The 16,441-nt window shown below is 66.9% G+C and carries 16 protein-coding genes; 10 read left to right on the forward strand and 6 right to left on the reverse strand.

Annotated features, from left to right (window positions below; genetic code table 11):
* Positions 1–13: 13 nt before the first annotated feature.
* Positions 14–475 carry a SixA phosphatase family protein gene (locus ABID97_RS14580; RefSeq protein WP_354399170.1) on the forward strand — a complete coding sequence of 154 codons (462 nt, stop codon included), beginning with the start codon at positions 14–16 and terminating at the stop codon, positions 473–475.
* Between the two features lie 225 nt (positions 476–700).
* Positions 701–1,492: a hypothetical protein gene (locus ABID97_RS14585; RefSeq protein WP_354399171.1), complete on the forward strand. Its 792-nt coding sequence runs from the start codon at positions 701–703 to the stop codon at positions 1,490–1,492.
* A 17-nt stretch (positions 1,493–1,509) separates the two neighbouring features.
* Here the strand turns inward: ABID97_RS14585 and ABID97_RS14590 are convergent, their stop codons facing one another.
* A complete protein-coding gene (locus ABID97_RS14590) occupies positions 1,510–3,030 on the reverse strand; it encodes a Ppx/GppA phosphatase family protein (RefSeq protein ID WP_354399172.1) in 1,521 nt (506 codons plus the stop codon).
* 252 nt (positions 3,031–3,282) lie between these two features.
* Between ABID97_RS14590 and pstS the strand changes: the two genes are divergently transcribed.
* Genes pstS through phoR form a run of 7 tightly spaced genes read left to right on the forward strand, consistent with a single transcriptional unit; the run spans position 3,283 to position 9,935 of the window.
* On the forward strand, positions 3,283–4,320 hold the full coding sequence (gene pstS / locus ABID97_RS14595; protein WP_354399173.1) for a phosphate ABC transporter substrate-binding protein PstS: 1,038 nt from the start codon (positions 3,283–3,285) through the stop codon (positions 4,318–4,320).
* A 33-nt stretch (positions 4,321–4,353) separates the two neighbouring features.
* Positions 4,354–5,433 carry a phosphate ABC transporter permease subunit PstC gene (pstC, locus tag ABID97_RS14600; RefSeq protein ID WP_354399174.1) on the forward strand — a complete coding sequence of 360 codons (1,080 nt, stop codon included), beginning with the start codon at positions 4,354–4,356 and terminating at the stop codon, positions 5,431–5,433.
* Entirely contained in the window at positions 5,430–6,314 is an 885-nt protein-coding gene (gene pstA / locus ABID97_RS14605) for a phosphate ABC transporter permease PstA (RefSeq protein ID WP_354399175.1), read from the forward strand. The genes pstC and pstA overlap by 4 nt, the downstream gene beginning before the upstream one ends.
* 18 nt (positions 6,315–6,332) lie before the next feature.
* Positions 6,333–7,112, forward strand: coding sequence for a phosphate ABC transporter ATP-binding protein PstB (pstB, locus tag ABID97_RS14610; RefSeq protein WP_055800207.1), 780 nt, complete (start codon positions 6,333–6,335; stop codon positions 7,110–7,112).
* A 15-nt stretch (positions 7,113–7,127) separates the two neighbouring features.
* Positions 7,128–7,829, forward strand: a complete 702-nt coding sequence (gene phoU / locus ABID97_RS14615; protein WP_354399176.1) for a phosphate signaling complex protein PhoU — start codon at positions 7,128–7,130, stop codon at positions 7,827–7,829.
* A gap of 28 nt (positions 7,830–7,857) precedes the next feature.
* Complete coding sequence (gene phoB, locus ABID97_RS14620) at positions 7,858–8,550, forward strand: phosphate regulon transcriptional regulator PhoB (RefSeq protein WP_055800201.1); 693 nt, start codon at positions 7,858–7,860, stop codon at positions 8,548–8,550.
* Positions 8,551–8,594: 44 nt separating this feature from the next.
* Entirely contained in the window at positions 8,595–9,935 is a 1,341-nt protein-coding gene (gene phoR, locus ABID97_RS14625) for a phosphate regulon sensor histidine kinase PhoR (RefSeq protein WP_354399177.1), read from the forward strand.
* Here phoR and ABID97_RS14630 read toward each other — a convergent pair.
* The 3 genes from ABID97_RS14630 to ABID97_RS14640 all read right to left on the reverse strand — a co-directional run bounded on the left by ABID97_RS14630 (position 9,921) and on the right by ABID97_RS14640 (position 13,377).
* Positions 9,921–11,267 (reverse strand): MATE family efflux transporter, encoded by a 1,347-nt coding sequence (locus ABID97_RS14630; protein ID WP_354399178.1) that lies wholly within the window; start codon positions 11,265–11,267, stop codon positions 9,921–9,923. The genes phoR and ABID97_RS14630 overlap by 15 nt on opposite strands.
* A 3-nt stretch (positions 11,268–11,270) precedes the next feature.
* Complete coding sequence (locus ABID97_RS14635; protein WP_354399179.1) at positions 11,271–13,022, reverse strand: glycosyltransferase family protein; 1,752 nt, start codon at positions 13,020–13,022, stop codon at positions 11,271–11,273.
* An 85-nt stretch (positions 13,023–13,107) separates the two neighbouring features.
* Complete coding sequence (locus tag ABID97_RS14640) at positions 13,108–13,377, reverse strand: type B 50S ribosomal protein L31 (RefSeq protein WP_055800191.1); 270 nt, start codon at positions 13,375–13,377, stop codon at positions 13,108–13,110.
* A gap of 156 nt (positions 13,378–13,533) precedes the next feature.
* Between ABID97_RS14640 and ABID97_RS14645 the strand changes: the two genes are divergently transcribed.
* Complete coding sequence (locus ABID97_RS14645; RefSeq protein ID WP_354399180.1) at positions 13,534–14,592, forward strand: oxidoreductase; 1,059 nt, start codon at positions 13,534–13,536, stop codon at positions 14,590–14,592.
* A 55-nt stretch (positions 14,593–14,647) separates the two neighbouring features.
* Here ABID97_RS14645 and rho read toward each other — a convergent pair whose 3' ends face one another.
* Together rho and trxA are read right to left on the reverse strand one after the other, a co-directional pair.
* Positions 14,648–15,913 (reverse strand): transcription termination factor Rho, encoded by a 1,266-nt coding sequence (rho, locus tag ABID97_RS14650; RefSeq protein WP_021007063.1) that lies wholly within the window; start codon positions 15,911–15,913, stop codon positions 14,648–14,650.
* Positions 15,914–16,095: 182 nt separating this feature from the next.
* A complete protein-coding gene (trxA, locus tag ABID97_RS14655; RefSeq protein ID WP_055800184.1) occupies positions 16,096–16,428 on the reverse strand; it encodes a thioredoxin TrxA in 333 nt (110 codons plus the stop codon).
* Positions 16,429–16,441: the final 13 nt, after the last annotated feature.

The raw sequence follows: 16,441 nt of genomic DNA on the forward strand, positions 1-16,441 counted from the left end.
AAAGACCACGCGCATGGACTTGATCTTCTGGCGCCATGCCGAGGCCGAGGACTGGACGGAGGGCTGCGACGACCTGCAGCGCTCCCTCACCCCACGCGGCGAGAAGCAGGCCAAGCGCATGGCGGGCTGGCTCGACCGGCAACTGCCCGACGGCACCCGCATCATCTGCAGCCCCGCGCGGCGCTGCGAGCAGACCGCGCTCGCGCTCGGCCGCAAATACAAGCTGCGCGCCGAACTCGCGCCCGACACCACGCCCGAGGCGATGCTGGCCACGGCGGGATGGCCGAACGGCAAGTCGGTCGTCCTGATGATCGGCCACCAGCCTTCCGTGGGGCAGGCCATCTCGCTGCTGCTCGGGCTCAAGCAGGACAGCTGTCCCGTGAGAAAAGGCGCGCTCTGGTGGATTCGCACCCGCGAGCGCGACGGCGACGTGCAGACGGTGGTGGTCACGGTCCAATCCCCCGAGCTTCTTTGAAGGAAGCGCTGAGCGCTGGATCTGCTAAAAATGTTAACTTATTGATTCAATTTGCGCCGGCTCGGCGGGAAAAGTAGCACAATAGGGCTACGCCCGACGCAACTTGTGACAAATTGCATCGATAACTTACAACCACAGGGCGACTGCGCGGCAGCGCCCTGGACGCCGAGATACCTGACGTGAGGCGAGGGACGCTGGCGCAGCCGCCCTTCACGGCAGGCCGCCATGAAATTGCTTGTTCCCCTGCTCGTTGCCGCGGCCTTGCTCGCCGGGTGCGCAACGAGCGCCACGCAAGGCGCGCTGCAGCCACGACCCGATGCCACCCGGTCGCTTGCAAAGATCGAACTGCTCTACAACGAGGAAGACCAGTTCACGGTCGTGGATGGCGGCGGTTCCGCCATCATGGGTTTCGCCGGTCTGCTGGGACCGGTCGGTACGCTGGTGTCGCTTGGCTTCGAGGTTGGCAGCCGGGCGACCCAGGCCGACCGGACGGCGAGGCGCAGCAAGGAGTTCACCGCCGCGGTGAAAAACGACAGCGCAGCGGCCCTGACGCTCAGCCGGCAGTTTGCCGAGCAGTTCGCCGCGCGCCTGCGGGAGAGCGGCCGCGAGGTGAAGCTGATTCCGGCCTTTCGCGTCAACGGGCCTGTCGCCGAGATGCAGGCGCTGGGGCACCGGCCCGCGCCCGGCTACAGCACCTTGACCATGCGGATCACTGCGGCCTATGGCGCGCCGGATGCGACATCGAGCTTCACGCCGTTCGTCGCGGTCGAGCAGGTGCTGAGAAACGAGCAGCAGGCCGTGGTGCACCAGGCGACCCACACCGCCGACCTCGCGGCGCCCACCTACTACATGTATGACGGCCTGCTGCAGGACGTTCCCGGGGCACGGGAAGGGCTGAGGCAGGGATTCGTCCAGGCCGTCCAGCCGGCCTATGCGGCCATGTTCGGTGAAGACGAGCCGCGCATGGCCGGCGGTGGCGAGCCGACGCGAACGGCAGGCCTCGACGCGAGGGACTGAACCGCAAGCAAGGCGGCTCAGCAGCCGCTGAGTTCCACGCGCCAGTTGCTGGTCTTCTGCCAGGCCAGCACTTCCTCGCGCAGCAGGTGCGCGGACTGCGGATAGGCCTCCGCCCAGTCGGGTGCGCAGGCGATCGTGAAGGCCCTGGCACCGAGCGCCGCGAGATGCAGCGCCTGCGGATCCGGATCGCGCCGGGCGTGGCACAGGATCACCGCCAGCCGCAATGAGAGCAGTTGCATCACGAAGGTCTCGTCGTCGAGCGCGGCGTCGAGCTTGCGGAGCTTTCCGCGCTGCCCCAGCACCAGCTGGCCCAGCGCATGCAGCTCGTTCACCGCGAAGCCCGGCGCGTCGGTGTTGTCCAGGATGTAGGCGCCGTGCTTGTGATAGTCGCTGTGCGAAACCAGGGTGCCGATCTCGTGCAGCTGTGCCGCCCAGCCGAGCTTGCGCAAGGCTCGTGCGGCCCGGCTGCCGGTGCTGCCGCCGCGCGCGGCGGGCGTGAGCTGCACGAACAGCGCCGCCGCCGTGTCCCCCACCCGCCTGGCCTGCTGCGCATCGACCGAGAAGCGGCTGGCCAGCCGCGCCACGGTGGCGGTGCGCATGTCGGCCACGCTGTCGTCGCGCTCCAGCAGTTCGTACAGAACGCCGTGGCGCAGCGCGCCCTGGGCCACCCTCATCTCTTCGATGCCGAGCAGGTCGAACACTGCGCGCAGCACGCTCACGCCGCCGCCGATGACGGCCTTGCGGTCTTCGCGCATGCCGTCGATGCGCAGCTTGTCGGTGCTGCCGGCCTTGAGCAGGCGCTCGACGAGCCAGTCGAGCCCTTCGCGGGTGATCAGCCCGGGCTCGCCGCCGGCTGCGGCCAGCACGTCGCCGACCGCGCCGATGGTGCCCGAGGCGCCGTAGGCCACGTCCCACTGGTCGCGGGTGTAGCTCGACAGCGCATCGTCCAGGACGGCCTTGGCCGCCACCTCGGCGGCCCGGAAGGCGGCCGTGGTGAAGAGGCCTTCGGCGAAATGCTTCATCGACCACGCGACGCTGCCGACGCGGTAGGACTCCATCAGCTCGGCGGCGAACGCGCGGCCGATGATCATTTCGGTGGAGCGCCCGCCGATGTCCACCACCAGCCGGCGTTCGCGGTCGGAGGCGTCCGTGTGCGGCAGCATGTGGGCCACGCCCTGGTAGATCAGGCGGGCTTCTTCCCGGCCGGGGATCACGTCGATGCCGAAGCCCAGGATGGTGCGCGCGCGCAGCAGGAATTCCTCGCGGTTGCGTGCTTCGCGCAAGGTCTGCGTGGCCACCGCGCGCACCTGCGAGCGCTTGAACCCGGCCAGCCGTTCGCCGAAACGGGCGAGGGCGTCCCAGCCGCGCTGCATGGCTTCCGGCGTGAGATTGCGCGCGCTGTCCAGGCCGTTGCCCTGGCGCACCGTTTCCTTGAGGTACTCGGTGCGGTGGATCTGGCCGTGGTCGACCTGGCCGATCTCGAGCCTGAAGCTGTTGGAGCCGAGGTCGACTGCGGCGAGGCGGGTGCCGTTTTGCATGGAGTTGTCGTGAGAGAAGGCGGGGGTCCCCGATCGTAGCGCCGGGCGGCCACGTGCGGCCGGATGGCTGGCGCAGAGCTGCTAGAGGCTAGGCGCGGCAGATGACGGTTGCGTGACAGCGTCACACAAGCCGCAAGGGAAACGGTGCCGGTTCCCCTCTATGGCGGGGTGTCACACCGATGTCACACAAGCTTCCTAGAGTCCGTTGCAAGCCCGAAAGGGACTACTTCTTACTTCTAGAACGGAAGCCATATGAAAACGACTTTCAAATTTGCAGCCGCCGGCCTCGTGGCCGCGGTCTTCGCCCATGTTCCCGCTTTCGCACAGGACGTGACCGGCGCCGGCGCCAGCTTTCCGGCGCCGCTGTACGCCAAGTGGGCCTCCGATTTCAACAAGGCCACGGGCGTCAAGATCAACTACCAGTCGGTCGGCTCGGGTGCCGGCCTCAAGCAGATCGAAGCCAAGACGGTCGATTTCGGCGCTTCCGATGCGCCCCTGAAGGACGAAGAGCTCCAGGCCAAGGGCCTGATGCAGTTCCCCACCGTCATCGGCGGCGTGATTCCCGTGGTGAACATTTCCGGTGTCAAGCCGGGCGAGCTGAAGCTCAACGGCCAGGTGCTGGGCGACATCTACCTGGGCAAGATCACCAAGTGGAACGACCCCGCCATCAAGGCGCTGAATGGCTCGCTCGCCTTGCCGGACGCCGCCATCGCGCCGGTCCGCCGCGCCGACGGCTCGGGCACCAGCTTCCTGTTCACCAACTACCTGAGCAAGGTCAACGCCGAATGGAAGACCAAGGTCGGCGAAGGCACGGCCGTGAATTGGCCGACCGGCGCGGGCGGCAAGGGCAATGAAGGCGTTGCCGCCTTCGTGAACCGCCTGCCCAATTCGATCGGCTATGTCGAGTACGCGTACGTCAAGCAGAACAAGATGGTGTATGCCCAGCTGCAGAACGCCGCCGGCAACTTCGTCTCGCCGGAAGATGGCGCCTTCAAGGCCGCCGCGGCCAATGCCGACTGGAACAAGAGCTTCTACCAGGTGCTGACCAACCAGGCCGGCAAGGACGCATGGCCCATCACCGGGGCGACCTTCATCCTGCTGCACAAGGCGCAGGACAAGCCGGCCAACGCGACCACCGTGCTCAAGTTCTTCGACTGGGCCTACAAGAACGGCGACAAGACGGCCGACGACCTCGACTACGTGCCGATGCCCGACGCGGTCAAGTCGACGATCGCCAAGGCATGGGGCGAGGTGAAGGACGCATCGGGCAAGCCGGTCGCGTTCAAGTAAGCCATCAACCATCCAGTCGGGAGCGGCGCATCCATGAGCAGCACTTCGCTCGAGAATGCGTCGCACCCGGCCTTGCCGGAGCACCCCGTGTCATCCACTTTTCCTGCTTCCGCATCCTCGATCGACCTCGCGGCCGGCCGTGGCCGCGCCACCGCGCCGCCGCCGGCCAAGGCACCGCGCTCGGGTCCCATGGCGGACCGCCTGTTCGGCTGGGCCGCCAAGGGCGCCGCGCTGCTCACGCTTGCGATGCTCATCGGCATTTTGCTGTCGCTGATCGCCGGCGCCTGGCCCGCCATCGCAAAGTACGGCCTCGGCTTTCTCACCAGCAGCGTGTGGGACCCGGTGCAGAACGAGTACGGCGGCCTGGTCATGATCTACGGCACGCTGGCCACCTCGTTCATCGCGCTGGTGATCGCGGTGCCGGTGAGCTTCGGCATTGCGCTGTTCCTGACCGAGCTGTCGCCCAACTGGCTTAAGCGCCCGCTGGGCACGGCCATCGAACTTCTCGCCGCCGTGCCTTCCATCGTGTACGGCATGTGGGGCCTGCTGGTGTTCGGCCCGATTCTCTCGGCCTGGGTGCAGCAGCCGTTGCAGAAGCTGCTTGCCGGCGTGCCGTACCTCGGCGCGCTGGTGTCGGGTCCGCCGGTGGGCATCGGCATTCTTTCGGCCGGCATCATCCTCGCGATCATGATCATTCCGTTCATCGCCTCGGTGATGCGCGACGTCTTCGAAGTGACGCCGCCGCTGCTCAAGGAGTCGGCCTACGGCCTGGGCTCCACGACCTGGGAGGTCGTCTCGAAGGTCGTGCTGCCCTACACCAAGGCCGGCGTCATCGGCGGCATCATGCTCGGCCTCGGCCGGGCGCTGGGTGAAACGATGGCGGTCACCTTCGTGATCGGCAACATGAACCAGCTCAACTCTCTTTCCGTGTTCGAGGCCGCCAACAGCATCACCTCGGCGCTCGCCAACGAGTTTGCCGAAGCCGGCGCGGGTCTGCACCAGGCGGCGCTGATGTATCTCGGACTGGTGCTGTTCTTCATCACCTTCGTCGTGCTGACGCTGTCGAAGGTGCTGCTGGCCCAGATGAAGAAGAGCGAAGGAACGAAGTCGTGAGCACTGCCGAAAGCCTCCTGAGCGCCAAGGCGCTCGCCGAAACCCGCCAGGCCAGGTTTGCCGCGCGCAACCGCGTCAACAAGATCGCGCTCACGCTGTCGCTCGCGGCGATGGTGTTCGGCGTGTTCTGGCTCGTCTGGATCCTGTGGGAGACGCTGCGCCTGGGCCTGGGCGGCCTGGCGCTCGCCACCTTCACGGAGATGACGCCGCCGCCGAACGAGGCGGGCGGCATCGCCAACGCGATCTTCGGCTCCTTCGTGATGGTGGCGCTGGCCACCTTCGTGGGCACGCCCATCGGCATCATGGCCGGCATCTACCTGGCCGAGTACAACCCCAAGGGCTGGCTGTCGTCGGTGACGCGCTTCGTCAACGACATCCTGCTGTCCGCACCGTCGATCGTGATCGGCCTGTTCGTGTATGCGGTGGTGGTGGCCTATTTCAAGACCTTCTCGGGCCTTGCAGGTGCGCTGTCGCTGGCGCTGATCGTGATCCCGGTGGTGATCCGCACCACCGAGAACATGCTGCAGCTGGTGCCGCCGGGGCTGCGCGAAGCGGCCTATGCGCTCGGTACGCCCAAGTGGAAAGTCATCTTGAGCATCACGCTGCGCGCTGCGCGTGCCGGTGTGGTCACGGGTGTGCTCCTGGCCGTGGCGCGCATTGCCGGCGAGACCGCGCCGCTGCTCTTCACCGCACTGAACAACCAGTTCTGGACCGCCGACGTGAGCCAGCCGATGGCCAGCCTGCCGGTGACGATCTTCAAGTTTGCGATGAGCCCGTACGAGAACTGGCAACAGCTGGCCTGGGCCGGCGTGTTCCTGATCACCGTGGCCGTGCTCGCACTCAACATCCTGGCGCGGGTCCTCACGCGCAACAAACTCTGATTCCGGAACAAAACAACCATGCCAACCACCGTCGCACAACCGTCGCGCTCGAAGATCTCGGTCAAGGACCTGAACTTCTACTACGGCAAGTTCCACGCGCTCAAGGGCATCAACCTCGAAATTCCCGAGAACAAGGTCACGGCCTTCATCGGGCCATCGGGCTGCGGCAAGTCGACCTTGCTGCGCACCTTCAACCGCATGTTCGAGCTCTATCCCGAGCAGCGCGCCGAGGGCACCATTGCGCTGGACGGCGAGAACCTGCTCACGTCCAAGCAGGACGTGGCGCTGATCCGCGCCAAGATCGGCATGGTGTTCCAGAAGCCCACGCCGTTCCCGATGTCGATCTACGACAACATCGCCTTCGGCGTGAAGCTGTTCGAGAATCTCAGCGCGAGCGAGATGGACGACCGCGTGGAGTGGGCCCTGAAGAAGGCCGCGCTCTGGACCGAGGTGCGCGACAAGCTCCAGCAAAGCGGATCGGGCCTCTCGGGCGGCCAGCAGCAGCGCCTGTGCATTGCACGCGGCATCGCCATCAAGCCCGAAGTGCTGCTGCTCGACGAACCGTGCTCCGCGCTCGACCCGATCTCGACCGCGAAGATCGAGGAGTTGATTGCCGAGCTGAAGAACGAGTACACCGTGGTCATCGTCACGCACAACATGCAGCAGGCTGCACGCTGCAGCGACTACACCGCCTACATGTACCTGGGCGACCTGATCGAGTTCGGCGCGACGGAGCAGATGTTCTTCAAGCCGCAGCGCAAGGAGACCGAGGACTACATCACCGGCCGATTCGGCTGATGCCAAGGAGCACACATGACTGAAAAACATCTCTCCAGCCAGTTCGACAGCGAACTCAACGGGGTTTCGTCGCGCGTGATGGAGCTTGGCGGCATGGTCGAGGCGCAGATCCACCAGGCGGTGTATGCGCTCCTGCAGTTCGATCCCGAGGCAGCCGACCGCGTGATGGAAACCGAGCACCGCGTGAATGCGATGGAGATCGAGATCGACCGCGAGCTGTCGTCGATCATCGCGCGGCGCCAGCCCACGGCGCGCGACTTGCGCCTCTTGATCGCGATCTCCAAGACCACCGCCAACCTGGAGCGCGTGGGCGACGAGGCCAACAAGATCGCGCGCATGGTCAAGTCGATCATCGAGAGCGGCTCGGCCCGCGCGCTGCCCTCGAACGAGCTGCGCATCGCGGCCGACCTGGCGTCGGGCCTGCTGCGCACCGCGCTCGATGCGTTTGCGCGCCTGGACACGGCCGCCGCGCTGTCGATCCTCAAGGACGACGACCTGATCGACAAGGAGTTCGACGGTTTCGTGCGCAAGCTGGTCACCTACATGATGGAAGACCCGCGCACCATCTCCGCGAGCCTCGACCTGCTGTTCCTGGCCAAGGCCATCGAGCGCATCGGCGACCACGCCAAGAACATCGCCGAATTCATCATCTATATCGTCAAGGGTGCCGATGTGCGGCACACTTCGATGCAGGAAATCGAGTCCGCGCTGCGCTGACCGGCGCGGCAAGACTCACAAGCAAAGCATGAAGAAACCCAGAGTCCTGATCGTCGAAGACGAGTCGTCGATCGCCGAGCTGATCGCCGTCAACCTGCGCCACAACGGCTTCGAGCCGATCTGGTCGGAAGACGGCGCGGCGGCGCAGCGCGAGATCGACGCCTTCCTGCCGGACCTGATCCTGCTCGACTGGATGCTGCCGGGCCAGAGCGGACTGCAGCTCGCACGCCAGTGGCGCAAGGATGCGCGCACCAAGGCAATACCCATCCTGATGCTCACGGCGCGCGGCGACGAGCCCGACAAGGTGGCCGGGCTCGACGCGGGCGCCGACGACTACATCACGAAGCCGTTCTCCACGCAGGAAATGCTCGCGCGCATTCGCGCGGTGCTGCGCCGCCGCGCGCCCGAGGTGGTCACCGAACGCGTCGAGATCGGCGAGCTCGCGCTCGACACCGCCACCCACCGTGTGACGTGGCAGGGCAATGCACTGAAGGTGGGGCCGACCGAGTTCAAGCTGCTGGCCTACCTGATGCAGCACGCCGAGCGCGTGCACAGCCGCGCGCAGCTGCTCGACAAGGTCTGGGGCGACCATGTCTACATCGAGGAACGCACGGTCGACGTGCACGTCAAGCGGCTGCGCGAATCGCTGGGCGCGGCTTCGCCCATGGTCGAGACGGTGCGCGGCGCCGGCTACCGGCTGACGGCCCAAGTGACGGTTTGAACGCAGCGGCCTCCAGGGTCCGCGGGCGCGGATAATCGCCCGCCATGCCTTTTCGTATCGCTACTTTTCTCATAGCGTCCATCGTTATGGGAGCGGGCGCTGCAATCATCTTCGGCTGGAAGTTCGGATGGCTGGGTGCCTGGCTGGGCGCGGCGCTGTGGCTTGCCCTGGACGCCTGGCGCGCCGAGCGCCTGCTGCGCGTGCTGCGCAACGACGCTGCCGGCCTGCCGACGCGCGGCGCCGGCGTGTGGGGCGAGCTGTCGGAGCGCATCCGCAAGCTGCTGCGCGAGCGCGAGCAGCAGACGCGGCAGGCCGAAGACCGGCTGCAGGAGTTCCTGGCCGCCATCCAGGCCTCGCCCAACGGCGTGATCCTGCTCGACGAGCAGGGCCGCATCGAATGGTGCAACCAGACGGCGGCCAGCCAGTTCGGCATCGACGCCGAGCGCGACCTGCTGCAGCATCTTGCGAACCTCGTGCGCGATCCGGCCTTCGTGGCCTACCTTGCATCGTGGAACTACAGCCGCGACGTCGTGATCGATGCCTCCGGCCCGGGCCAGGCGCAGCAGCGCAGCCATCCGGTTCGCCTGTCGGTGCAGGTGCACCCGTATGCGGGCAACCGCCGCATGCTGCTGACGCGCGACATCACGGCGCTGGAGCAGGCCGAAGCCATGCGGCGCGACTTCGTCGCCAATGTTTCGCACGAGATCCGCACGCCGCTCACGGTGCTGGCGGGCTTCGTCGAGACGCTGCAGAACCTGCCGCTCGATGCGCAGGAGCGCGCACGGTATCTCTCGCTCATGAGCCAGCAGTCGCACCGCATGGAAACGCTGGTGAACGACCTGCTGACGCTCTCGCGCCTGGAGGGCAGCGCGGCACCTTCGGGCAACCAGTGGATCCGCATCCGTGCGCTGATGGCGCAATGCGAGGACGAGGCGCGCGGTCTGTCGGGGCGGCTGGCGCCGCTCGGCCATGACCTTTCGTTCGCCATCGAGGCCGAATCCGAAATATCGGGCGCGCCGACCGAACTGCAGAGCGCCATGTCGAACCTGCTGAGCAACGCCATCCGCTACACGCCCGGCGGCGGCGAGGTGGCCGTGAGCTGGCGGCTGCTGCCCGACGGACGCGGCGAATACGCGGTGCGCGATACCGGCCCTGGCATTGCCTCGGAGCACATTCCGCGCTTGACGGAGCGCTTCTACCGCATCGACCGCAGCCGCTCGCGCGAGACCGGCGGCACCGGGCTGGGCCTCGCGATCGTGAAGCACATTGCGCAGCGGCACGGCGCCGAATTGCGCATCGAGAGCACGGTGGGCAAGGGCTCCCGCTTCGCGCTGGTGTTCCCCGCCACCCGCGTGCGGGAAGCTCGGCTGCTAGCGCCGCGCTGAGCGCCGCATCGTCCACCGCAGCAGCGCGCCGAAGAGCAGGGCCGTGACCGCGAGCGCACCGGTGCTCATGAGCCAGAACGCGAGCGGCGACTGCATCGCGGGCCACGGCCCCAGGCCCCGGTAGGCGAGCAGGTAGCTCCCGCCGAGCCCGAAGCCCCAGAGCAGCGTGCAATAGATGACCAGCGGCACCAGCGTGACCCGGTAGCAGCGCAGCACGAACACGCACAGCGTCTGGAGCGCATCGGCCAGGTGGTAGACAGCGACCACCAGCAGCAGGGCCGCGGCAAGCGCGATCACGGCCGGGTTGTCGGAATACACATGAGCCAGCTGAAAGCGCAGCGCCACCAGCGCGCCCGCGAAGAACAGGGCACACAGCGCCGTGAGCTCGAAGCCCATGCGGCAGGCGCGGCGGGCCTTGGCCGCTTGGCCGGCGCCCAGCCAGAAGCTCACCCGCGCGCTGGTGGCGATGCCGAGCGAGAGCGGCACCATGTAGGCCACCGCCAGCAGGTTCGATGCGATCTGGTGCGCGGCAGCGGCGGCCGTGCCCAGGCGCGCGATGAAGAGCGCCATCAGCGTGAACGAGGTCACCTCCACCAGCACCGCCAGGCCGCCCGGAATGCCCAGGCTCGCGAATTGGCGGATCTGCCGCCAGTCGGGTGCCTCGATGCGCTCCCAGAGGCGGTAGTCCCTGTAGAAGGCGCTGCTGCGCAGCAGCCACACCGCACAGGCCAGCATGGTCCAGTTCACGCACAGCGTGGCCCAGGCGCAACCCACCAGCCCCATGGCGGGCAGGCCGGCGCCGCCGAAGGTGAACCAGATCGACAGCGGCAGTTTCACGGCCAGCGAGCCCAGCTGCAGCGAGGTGACTACTTGCGGCTTGCCGAGGCCCTGATTCAGCGTGCTGAAGAGGCGAAACAGCAAGGCGGGCGGAAGCGCGAAGGCAAGCACCGCCAGGTAGGCCTCCACGCCCGCGCGCATGTCTGGAGGCACCTGGGTCCATCGCAACACGGCGCCGGGAAACAGCAGCACCGCCATGCCGATGGCAATGGTGATGCCGCTCAGGTAGAGCGACTGCCGCACCGAGCGGCCCACTTCGCTGCGGCGGTCGGCGCCGTGCAGCTCCGCCCACACGGGCAGCAAGGCCTGCAGCACGCCCATGAGCGAGACGAACACGCTGATGAAGATGGCCGCACCGACCGACAGCGCGGCGAGCGCGCTTTCGGCGTAGCGTCCGGCCACGATGGTGTCGGTCACGCCGAACGCCATCACGGCCAACTGGCCGACCAGCACCGTGCCGGCATGCCGCGCGATCAGGCCTCGTTCGCCAGTCACTTGCTACGGCGCGATCTTTTGATAGAGCAGCAGGTCGTCGGTTGCGCTGCTGGGCCGGCGAAGGGTGCCGCTGAAATGCCACTGGTCCAGCGGGATGATGGTGTGCAGCCGCTCGATGGTCTCGGGGCTCACCAGCAGCCACGGGCAGTTGGTGCCCAGCAGCAGCGGCTGCAGGTTGAACTGGCCGTGATGCTGCAGGGCCGCGATGTGCGCGCGGCTGAGCGCCAGTTCCGCCACGCAGCTCGGCCGTCCGACCCGATCGGCCACGGCCCGCACCTGCGGAACATAGCTGCGCGCGTAGTCGATGGAAGGCAGCCAGAGTGTCATCAGCAGCATCCAGCACAGGGCCGTTCCGCCGGCCGGAAGCACCAGTGTCTTCCAGAGCGCCGAGCGATGCCGCCCGGTGCGCCAGCGCACCAGCCAGCACCAGGCGATGGTCGCAGCCAGGGCCAGCACGAAGGGAATGGCCGAGAACTCGGGCACGAAGCCAGGCACCAGCCGCGCCACGCTGGCCGCGGGTTTGGGAGGCACGCCGGTCTGCATGGCGACCCAGTAGATCCAGCCCAGCACGGCCAGGCCGCTGAAGAACAGCACGTTGAACCAGTCGATCAGCGCCGCCGCGCTGCGCCGGAACGTGGGCAGGGCGAAGGCGGCCAGCGTGGCGAGGGCGGGCAGCGCCAGCAGCAGCGAACGGTCGGAATAATCGGTGGTCCAGGTGGCCGCCAGCGGCACCAGCGCAAACCAGAACGGCAGCGCCACGTGGCGCGCGGTGAGCATCCGGCGCCAGCGCCAGAGCGTCCAGAGGGCGAGGGGCCAGACCGGCCAGGTGAACCACACCAGCAGCTTGGCCTGGCTGCGCACGTCGGACAGCACGGAGGTGCTGCTCGGATGATGGCCCGGCAGCTGGATCTTCCATTCCAGCAAACCCAGCCCGATTGCGAGCGCCCCGGCCACCAGCGCGGCCGCGGCCATGGTGGCCAGTGCCGCCAGGCTGTAGCCCGGGCCTTCATCGGACGCGGTGCCGGAATCGGCACGGGCCTTGGCCTTGGCGCTGCGCCGCTCGTAGGCCATGAAGAGCGCGCTGCCCACCGCCAGCGCCAGCCCGACCGCGGGACCGCCGCTCAGCGTCATGCCGACGGTGCCGACCATCAATGCGATGACCGGGCCCAAGCGCCGGTACGGCAATGCGGCCACGCCGTAGAAAAGATGCGAGGCGAAGAACAGCTGTGCCAATGCCGGCGTGGTTTCATGGCCGAGCTGCGCCAGCCCCAGGCAGGCGATCAGGGCCAGCAGCCCGCCGTCGGCGATCGCGCGGGCATAGTCGGTCGGCCGCGCCTCGCCCCCGAAAGCGAAGGCCACGGGCTGGGCGCGCGCGGTGCGGGCGAGGTAGTAGACGGCGTACCAGGTGGCAGTGAAGGTGCCCCAGAGCAGCAGCGCAAAGACGATGCGCACCGCCAGGTCGGGGTGCAGCCACGAGGGCGCGATCTTGATCGCCCAGGCACCGATCCAGTAGGGAATGAGCGCCGGCGTTTCAGGCCGAAGGCCCAGGAGCATGGGGTCGAACCAGCGTGCAATACCTTCGGTGGTGCGCGCCAGCTCGGCCATGTAGCCGAACGAGGTGATGTCCGCGCTTTTCCAGGGGCCGCGCCCCACGAGCCCGGGCAGGAGGTAGGCGGCGCACAGCAACAGCAGTGCGATGCGCGGCAACCGGCGCACGGCGCTCTGGGCAACGATTGCTGGAGTCGGCTGGTTCACAAGCAAGTGTACGGGCGGGGCGGTCTTGGGAAAGAAAAAGGGCAGCGCGGTAAACCGGGCTGCCCTCGATGCGAAAGCGCGTGCTTTACTTGGAAGCAGCGCCGGTCGTCTTGCCGAAGCGGTTGCGGAACTTCTCGACGCGGCCGCCCATGTTGTCCACCGACTTTTGCGTGCCGGTGTAGAACGGGTGCGATTCGCTCGTGGTGTCGAGCTTGAACAGAGGCAGTTCGCGGCCGTCGTCGGTCTTGCCCATTTCCTTGGTGTTCGCGCACGAACGGGTCACGAACTTGAAGCCGTTCGACATGTCGACGAACAGGACGTCGCGGTAATTCGGGTGAATGCCTTCTTTTGCCATGGTATTTCCTTTGGGGTCGATGCGAGAGCCACAGGCGCGCCCAGGGGGCAGGCCGTTCCGGGGAAGGGAATCGCCGGGCAAAACGCCCAGCCGCACTTTTCGCGGAGCCAGCGATTATCGCATACTGGCCGTTTTGAGCGAAAGGCGGCCCCACAGATGACCTCCAGAACGTTGCGCGCCGGCCTCGTGGGCTACGGTTTTGCCGGCCAGACCTTCCATGCGCCGGTGCTTTCGGCGGTTCCGGGCCTCGAACTGGCGGCCGTGGCCAGCTCGCAGCCGCACAAGGTCCACGCCGACTGGCCCGGCGTGACCGTGGTACCCGGCGTGGAGGCGCTCGTCGCCCGGACGGACATCGACCTGGTGGTGGTGGCCACGCCCAATGCCCAGCATTTTCCCGTCGCCAGGGCCGCCCTGGAGGCCGGCAAGCACGTGGTTGTCGACAAGCCTTTCACGCTCGACGCGGCCGAGGCGCGCGAGCTCGAGCTGTTGGCAGGGCGCCACAACCGCGTGCTGTCGGTCTACCAGAACCGCCGTTTCGACGCCGACTACCTGACGCTCAAGGACCTCCTGGCCCGCGGCGAGCTGGGGCGGCCGGTGTACCTGGAGTCGCATTTCGACCGCTTCCGTCCTGAGGTGCGCGACCGCTGGCGCGAGCAGAAAGTGCCAGGGTCCGGCCTCTGGGTCGACCTGGGCGCCCATCTGGTCGACCAGGCGGTGCAACTGTTCGGCAAGCCCGATACGCTGCAGCTGGACACCGCGGTCCTGCGCGAGGGCGCACAGGTCGAGGACTATTTTCATGCCGTGCTGCGCTACGAAAGCGGCCCCCATGCGCCACTGCGAGTGGTGCTGCACGCCACCACCCTGGCGGCCCACGCCGCGCCGCGCTACATCCTGCATGGCACGCGCGGCAGCTACGTGAAGCACGGCGTCGACCCGCAGGAAGACGCATTGCGCGCCGGTGGCCGCCCAGGCGGCGATGACTGGGGCATCGACCCATTGCAGGGTGAGCTGAAGACCGTGGCGATCGAAAACTGGGTGCGCGAGAGCACGGTGCCCAACCGCCGCGGCAACTACGTCGACTACTACGCCGCAGTGCGCGACGCCATCCTCGGCATCGGCCCCAATCCCGTGCCGCCGCAGGAGGCCGTGGCGCTCATGGAACTGCTCGACCTGGGCACCCGCAGCGCACGAGAGGGCCGCGCCCTGGCGCCATGAAAAAAGCGCGCCGGCCCTGGGGGACGGCGCGCTTTCGGCGACGATCGCGAGGGGCTCAGCCGCCTCGGCGCATCATGTCGAAGAACTCGACATTGGTCTTCGTCGCCTTCATGTTCTTGAGCATCAGCTCCATCGACTCGATCTCGTCCATGTTGTACATGAGCTGGCGCAGGATGCGGGTCTTCTGCAGGATCTCGGGGGCCAGCAGCAGTTCTTCGCGGCGCGTGCCGCTGCGGTTGAGCTGGATCGAGGGGAACACGCGCTTTTCGTACAGGCGGCGGTCCAGGTGGATTTCGGAATTGCCGGTGCCCTTGAACTCTTCGAAGATCACTTCGTCCATGCGGCTGCCGGTGTCGATCAGCGCGGTGCCGATGATGGTCAGCGAGCCGCCTTCTTCCACGTTGCGCGCCGCGCCCAGGAAGCGCTTGGGACGCTGCAGCGCGTTGGAGTCGACACCGCCGGTCAGCACCTTGCCCGACGAAGGCACGACGTTGTTGTAGGCGCGGGCGAGGCGGGTGATCGAGTCAAGCAGGATCACCACGTCCTTCTTGAGCTCGACCAGGCGCTTGGCCCGCTCGATCACCATTTCGGCCACGTGCACGTGGCGCGCGGCGGGCTCGTCGAAGGTCGAGGCGATGACCTCGCCCTTCACGGTGCGCTGCATCTCGGTCACTTCTTCGGGCCGCTCGTCCACCAGCAGCACCATCATGTGCACTTCGGGATAGTTGGCGCTGATGGCGTGGGCGATGTGCTGCATCATCACCGTCTTGCCGCTCTTGGGCGGCGCCACCAGCAGGGCGCGCTGGCCCTTGCCGATGGGGGCGATGATGTCGATGATCCGGCCCGTGATGTTCTCGTCGCTCTTGACGCCGTCGCGTTCCAGCTTCATCTGTTCCTTGGGGAACAGCGGCGTCAGGTTCTCGAACATCACCTTGTGCTTGTTCTGCTCGGGCGGACCGTCGTTGACCTTGTCCAGCTTGGTCAGCGCGAAGTAGCGCTCGCCGTCCTTGGGCGTGCGCACTTCGCCTTCGATCATGTCGCCGGTGTGCAGGTTGAAGCGGCGCACCTGGCTCGGCGAGATGTAGATGTCGTCTGTGCTGGCGGTGAAGCTGGTGTCGGGGCTGCGCAGGAAGCCGAAGCCGTCGGGCAGGATTTCGAGCACGCCGTCGGCGAAGACCTGTTCGCCGGCCTTGGCGCGCTTCTTGATGATCGCGAACATCAGCTCCTGCTTGCGCATGCGGCCGACGTTTTCGATCTCAAGCGCTTCAGCCTGCTTGAGGACTTCAGACACGTGGAGTGCCTTGAGTTCGTTTAAGTGCATGGAACGACCCCTTGCGGGGCAATCGATCGGAAAAACGGGGGGAGGTTTGATGTGAAGCGAGAGCTGCTTCACAAACCGGGGAACTCGAACCGGTTACCTCGAAGGGGCCGGTGATCTGTGGGAGATTATGACAGCAAATAACCATCCGGCCAACGCATTGCGCGCTGGCCGGTTGAAATGTCTCAGGCGAGCTGCTGGTCGATGAAGGCCGTGAGCTGTGCCTTGCTCATGGCGCCGACCTTGGTGGCGGCCAATTGGCCGTCCTTGAACAGCATGAGCGTGGGGATGCCGCGGATGCCGAACTTGGCCGGGATGTCGCGGTTCTCGTCCACGTTGAGCTTGGCGATCTGCAGCTTGCCTTCATAGGCGGCCGACACTTCGTCCAGGATGGGCGCGATCATCTTGCAGGGACCGCACCATTCGGCCCAGTAGTCGACCAGCACGGGCTGGCTGGACTTGAGCACGTCGGCTTCGAAGGAAGAATCGGAGATGTGTTTGATCAGGTCGCTGGCCATGGGATGAGTCCTT

Source organism: Variovorax sp. OAS795, assembly GCF_040546685.1.
GTDB lineage: Bacteria > Pseudomonadota > Gammaproteobacteria > Burkholderiales > Burkholderiaceae_C > Variovorax.